The 5,544-nt window shown below is 39.0% G+C and carries 6 protein-coding genes; 1 reads left to right on the forward strand and 5 read right to left on the reverse strand.

The features are described from left to right. Positions 1-79: 79 nt before the first annotated feature. Entirely contained in the window at positions 80-928 is an 849-nt protein-coding gene (locus tag PKC21_06535) for a 3-hydroxybutyryl-CoA dehydrogenase (GenBank protein HMR24992.1), read from the reverse strand. 238 nt (positions 929-1,166) lie between these two features. Here PKC21_06535 and PKC21_06540 point away from each other — a divergent pair, with 238 nt between their 5' ends. Further along, positions 1,167-1,817 carry a hypothetical protein gene (locus PKC21_06540; GenBank protein ID HMR24993.1) on the forward strand — a complete coding sequence of 217 codons (651 nt, stop codon included), beginning with the start codon at positions 1,167-1,169 and terminating at the stop codon, positions 1,815-1,817. A gap of 358 nt (positions 1,818-2,175) precedes the next feature. On the opposite strand, the gene PKC21_06545 is transcribed toward PKC21_06540, so the two are convergent. The 4 genes from PKC21_06545 to tpiA form a co-directional block, all read right to left on the reverse strand. Then, positions 2,176-2,925: a hypothetical protein gene (locus PKC21_06545; GenBank protein HMR24994.1), complete on the reverse strand. Its 750-nt coding sequence runs from the start codon at positions 2,923-2,925 to the stop codon at positions 2,176-2,178. Between the two features lie 96 nt (positions 2,926-3,021). Then, entirely contained in the window at positions 3,022-4,194 is a 1,173-nt protein-coding gene (locus PKC21_06550; GenBank protein HMR24995.1) for an acetyl-CoA C-acyltransferase, read from the reverse strand. A 23-nt stretch (positions 4,195-4,217) separates the two neighbouring features. Beyond that, positions 4,218-4,766, reverse strand: coding sequence for a preprotein translocase subunit SecG (secG, locus tag PKC21_06555; protein HMR24996.1), 549 nt, complete (start codon positions 4,764-4,766; stop codon positions 4,218-4,220). A 2-nt stretch (positions 4,767-4,768) separates the two neighbouring features. Further along, entirely contained in the window at positions 4,769-5,530 is a 762-nt protein-coding gene (gene tpiA / locus PKC21_06560) for a triose-phosphate isomerase (GenBank protein ID HMR24997.1), read from the reverse strand. Between the last annotated feature and the right edge of the window lie 14 nt (positions 5,531-5,544).

The raw sequence follows: 5,544 nt of genomic DNA on the forward strand, positions 1-5,544 counted from the left end.
GAGTTTTGCTTGGCAGAGCCAAGCATCTGTCTGAGCTGCTAGAAAACTTTTTTCTATTTGCAACAGCATTACTTGCATTTTATTTCCCCTCATAAGTGTAAAAGCCGCGTCCAGACTTTCTACCCAACAAGCCAGCCTGTACGTATTTTCTTAATAAGGGTGCGGGTCTAAATTTATCTTCACCTAAGCCGGCATGCAACACTTCCATAATATAAAGACAGGTATCCAAACCAATAAAGTCAGCCAATTCTAAAGGGCCCATAGGTTGGTTGGTTCCCAATTTCATGGCTGTATCAATATCTTCTGCTTTGGCAATGCCGCTTTCAAGAGCAAATACTGCCTCATTAATCATAGGGCATAAAATTCTATTCACTAAAAAGCCAGGGAAATCTTCCACGGCAACCGTTTCTTTACCCATCTTTTGCGCTAAGTCAATTACAGTCTTGTAAGTTTCATCCGAAGTCAATAACCCCCGAATCACCTCCACCAGCTTCATAATGGGCACGGGATTCATAAAATGCATACCAATCACTTTATCCGGTCTATTGGTTTGCGCAGCAATTTTGGTAATGGGAATAGATGAGGTGTTGCTGGCTAAAATACAACTTTTTTGGGTAATTGAATCAAGAGATTTAAAAATTTCAAATTTGATGGTTTCATTTTCTGTTGCAGCTTCAACCACCAAGCCACAGTCAGCAAAAGCTTGCATATCAGTATTTGGATGCACTCTTGCCATAATGGAGTTTTGATCTTCAGAAGAAATTTTTTCTTTTTTGACCAAGCGGCTTAAACTGTTTTCAATGTTGTTTTTGCCCCAAGCAATTCTATCTTCGCTGACATCATATAACACCACTTCAAAGCCCTGCATGGCCGCAACTTGCGCAATACCAGAACCCATTTGCCCTGCACCAACAACCCCTATTTTCATTTTTGCTGCTCCTCAAATTTAAAATTCAAATAATAACACCCAAACACTTCTAAGAGTCTATGATCACATACTCCATATTCATCCATAAAAACGCCTGATACTCATATAAATTGAAATAATAAAAAATGCAAAATAGACTGGCATCCTATTCATTATTATTAACGTAAAAGATTGCAACTTGACTTTTTAAGACTGCTTAACGTATATCTCTGACTCAACTCAAAAAAGGGGAATTACCATGTTAAAAAACCATAAAAAAACTATTCTATTAACATTTTCTACGCTTCTTTTTAGCTTTAACGTTTTATCTCAATCTTATGAAAACTATGTTGCGCAAAATGAAACATGCATTGACCTTGCCTCTTCAATTAGAGAAATCCGAACCGTTTCAGCTACCTATGAAGGCTCTGTTAAGGCTTTATTTATTAACCGCCCTGGAACAAATCCTCTTTATGCCGGACAACTGCATAGCCAACAAGCCTTTACCAACCATATTAACTCTATCAACGGAGTAAACATTGCTCAAACTAAGTATGTAGATAACTTTAATCAAATCAACTACAACCCAGATAAAGTTTATGGTTACAGCTACAAGACAACCTCTGATTCAGATCAATCGGCTGCTTTTGCATTGCCCGCTGATACCAAAGAATTCACCTTTGCAGTCCGTAACCCAGATTCACCTCTGATTTGTCACTGTGTATTTGTAGAAGAAAGAAGTCAACTCAGCTGTGATTCATGGCACGGTGAATTGGATAAGATCCAAGCTGAGTACAATACCCGCATGCAGGACTATCAACGCTTAAACAATAGCTTTAGTAGAATACGTTTTTTTAATCCAGAAGATGAACATGAAAAACGTAAAGCACCCAAAGTCCGCAATCCTTGAGCTTATTTGGTCTTGACAAATTGCCTTGAATTTTTATCAAAAACTTTTTGATGTCACTATAGAATGCCATATGTCTATTGGCTTAGGGTGTGAGTTAAACTGAGTTGTAGTAGAAGCTCGACCAGCTATGGCAATGGTATCCCCGTTCATATGCTTATCCTCATTTGAATTGTCCATCATATCATTAATCTCAAGTATCGCCTTGCTTACTTGAGGACTGTCAGGTTTATCGATCTAAAACAATTAATCTCAGTTACTTTTTAAAACACACTTCAAAAAGTTAAGTGCCTACACTTTAATAGCGCTTAATCGGAAGGAGATTTGATAAACCTATCTCAAACTCCAAATAATAAAATATTTAAGAATTAATGCACTGTTGTAAAATTAAATTTTGTTCATTGTAAAGCTTCCCATGTGCATTGGCTATTGTACTGTGCATGTCTAAAAACGATCCCATACGATGCACCAAGGGTATATTTCTCAATGAGCTTAGAATCTGATAGGCGTCTTTATCCATTAACTCTGGATACCAAAAGGCTGAATCGGATGTTCCAGGGGTGGCTTGAATATGTTCTAAAGCATCCTTAAAACATTGCTGTATATATTTTTTTGAATCCTCAAAAAATAAGTTTTCTGGCATAGCTTTGTATTGTTCTAAAGCATCTTTGTACAATTCAAGGGTATCTTGCTTTAAAGCATCGATGTTAGCTTTAATTGCCGTTAAAACAATATCAACCTTACCAATATACTGATAGCGTATACTCAATAAATCCTCACCATGGGCGCCGGTTATTTTCCAAAAACTGCTATGATTTTCATAAACAAGTGCTAAATACAAAAAACCTTTATCTTGATAAACCATTGGATTAGACATTGTTTTTAAATCCCCATCAAAGCCAACGTAACATAAAACATCGTTAACCTTTTGCGATTTGATGAATTGGGCAAAATCTATCAGTGACTGCGCAACAACATAATTATCCGCTAAAAACGTACAAGAGTTAATCTTTTCTGACAATAAAGCATTATCAAATTTAAAATGATTTTTTATATAGGCTCGTAAAATAGGAACAATATTCCAATGAACTATGGCTTCCAATGACTGCATATTTTTATTTAGGATAACCTAAATACGCTAAAAAACAAACCCTATGGTGCTTTAGCCTAAACAGTTTAGTATATAAAGTACGATTGAATATCTCTATTATATTTGTACAGCCAAAGCCACCGCTTCGCCGCCGCCAATGCACAAGCTAGCAATACCTTTTTTAAGCTTGTTTTGCTTTAGATGATGCAAAAGCGTAACCAAGATCCTAGATCCACTGGCGCCAATTGGATGTCCCATGGCCACTGCTCCACCTCTTGGATTAACTTTAGACATATCCAGACCCAACTGCTCACTCACAGCCAATGAAACCAAAGAAAAAGCTTCATTGATTTCATAACTATCCACATCATCTTTGGTCCAAGATAGTTTTTTATGAAGTGCCTCTACAGCATCTGCTGGGGCCATAGTAAACCACTCAGGTTCCCTTGCTGCTTGTGTACTTCCTTGAATCACAGCCATGTAAGGGATATTGTTTTTTTCACACCATGCTTTACTGGCCAACACAACGGCTGCTGCACCATCATTGATGTTAGAGGCATTGGCTGCGGTTACCGTTCCTTCTTTATCAAAAGCAGGTCTTAATGTGGCAAACTTATCAAACCTTGCTTTATCAATATCTTCATCTCTATCAATGATGAAGGTTTCTTTTCTTTGTTGAATTTCTATAGGAATAATTTCATCTTTAAACAAGCCATCATTGCTGGCTTTTTGGGCTCTCTCATAACTACTTTTAGCATAGGCATCTTGCTGCTCACGACTAATGTTTTTTTCTTTGGCACACAGCTCTCCGGCTTGACCCATATGAAAATCATTGTAAACATCCCACAAACCATCGTGCAACAAAGTATCTGTTATTTTTGTATGCCCTAGTTTTTGTCCCTGGCGCATTTGCATGGCGTGCGGGGCATTGGACATGCTTTCCATCCCTCCTGCAACAACAACATTGGCATCCCCACAACGAATGGCCTGACTGGCCATCATGACTGACTTTAAGCCAGAGCCACACACTTTACCTATGGTGGTACATGGAACATGTTTAGGAAGACCGGCAAAAATAGCGGCTTGTCTGGCTGGGGCTTGCCCCACAGCTGCAGTCAAAACATTGCCCATAATAACTTCATCTATTTGATCTTTATTGATACCTGCTTTATCCACTGCTGCTGCAATGGCTTTTGCTCCCAATTGCGGTGCTGTTAAAGAGGACAGTGCGCCTAAAAAACTTCCAATTGGGGTTCTTACTGCACTTACAATACATACTTCTTGTGTCATTGACGGCCTCTTTTCTTTGGGTTTTAATTATTTTTTTCTGTGTCGGTTGCTTCTTCCACTTTTTTTGCAGCTTCATTGACTGTTTTTGTTACCGCTTCTTTCACTTCTTGTGCTGTCTCTTTGCCTGCTTGGGTAGCTTTATCCACCACAACTTTACCTTGTTCAACAATTTCATCACTTGCTGCGCTTCCCGCCTCAATTGCTTCTTTTGCTGCAGCTTTAACATCTTCTGCCACTTCTTTGGCATCTTCACTTACACCAGCGGCTGTACTTTCTGCTGTTTTTTCCAACACTTCGCTAGGCGTCGCAGAAGACTCAGTTCCATCAAACACCGTTTGATTGGCTTGTTGAGAAGAAAAGTAAACCAAACTTAAACTGGTAACCATAAAAATAACCGCACAACTCGTGGTTAATTTACTTAAAAAACTGGCTGCACCTCTAGCACCAAAAACCGCAGACTGCCCACCACCTAATGCTGCACCAGCATCAGCGCCTTTACCATGTTGCAACAATACAATAATAATCAACAATAAACATACTGCGATATGTACAAATGAAACTAATCCCATCATAACTATTTATCTCCATACTTGACAATGCTTGTAAAATGCTTGGCATCTAAACTCGCTCCACCCACCAAAGCACCATCTATGTTTTCTTGACCCATCAATAAGCCAATATTATCCTGGTTTACAGACCCTCCATACAGGATTCTTACACTGTTGGCTACATCCTTTGTAAAGATTACTGCAAGTTTTTCCCTAATAAAGGCGTGGATTTTATCTGCCCACTCTGGTGTAGCAGCTCTACCTGTTCCAATGGCCCATACTGGTTCATAGGCTATCAATAATCGGAAACCTTCCGCATTGCTTAAGCCACGCAGTGCATTTTGCAACTGATGCTCAATCACATCAAAGCTTTGCCCTGCCTGATTTTGTTCATCGTTTTCACCTACACAGTAAATAGGAATCAAACCATGCTCCAAGGCCGCTTTAATCTTCTTGGTCAAAGCTTGTTCATTTTCAGCGTACATTTGCCGGCGTTCGCTGTGCCCTAAAATAACATAATCACAGCCCACCTCTTCAAGCATTCTGGGCGAAACTTCCCCCGTAAATGCTCCTGAATCTTGATCGTGCATGTTTTGTGCACCTACAAACACTGATACTTCTTGTAAAACCAATTCTAACGCAGATAAGCTGGTAAACGGTGGACAGACAACAATTTCATGCTCTTGCTTACCTGAAAGTAAGTTTTTTAATTCTGTAGCACAACGAATAGACTCTGATACTGTCTTATTCATTTTCCAATTGGCTACAAATACTTTTCTTCTTTGCATGATGACCCGCTTCC

This window comes from Oligoflexia bacterium (genome assembly GCA_035326705.1).
Taxonomy (GTDB): Bacteria; Bdellovibrionota_G; JALEGL01; order JALEGL01; family JALEGL01; genus JALEGL01.

Bases quoted from the DNA above. Each gene is read 5' to 3' on its own strand.
- PKC21_06535 (HMR24992.1), bottom strand. From the start codon at position 928: ATGAAAATAGGGGTTGTTGGTGCAGGGCAAATGGGTTCTGGTATTGCG.
- PKC21_06540 (HMR24993.1), top strand. From the start codon at position 1,167: ATGTTAAAAAACCATAAAAAAACTATTCTATTAACATTTTCTACGCTT.
- PKC21_06545 (HMR24994.1), bottom strand. From the start codon at position 2,925: ATGCAGTCATTGGAAGCCATAGTTCATTGGAATATTGTTCCTATTTTA.
- PKC21_06550 (HMR24995.1), bottom strand. From the start codon at position 4,194: ATGACACAAGAAGTATGTATTGTAAGTGCAGTAAGAACCCCAATTGGA.
- secG (HMR24996.1), bottom strand. From the start codon at position 4,766: ATGATGGGATTAGTTTCATTTGTACATATCGCAGTATGTTTATTGTTG.
- tpiA (HMR24997.1), bottom strand. From the start codon at position 5,530: ATGCAAAGAAGAAAAGTATTTGTAGCCAATTGGAAAATGAATAAGACA.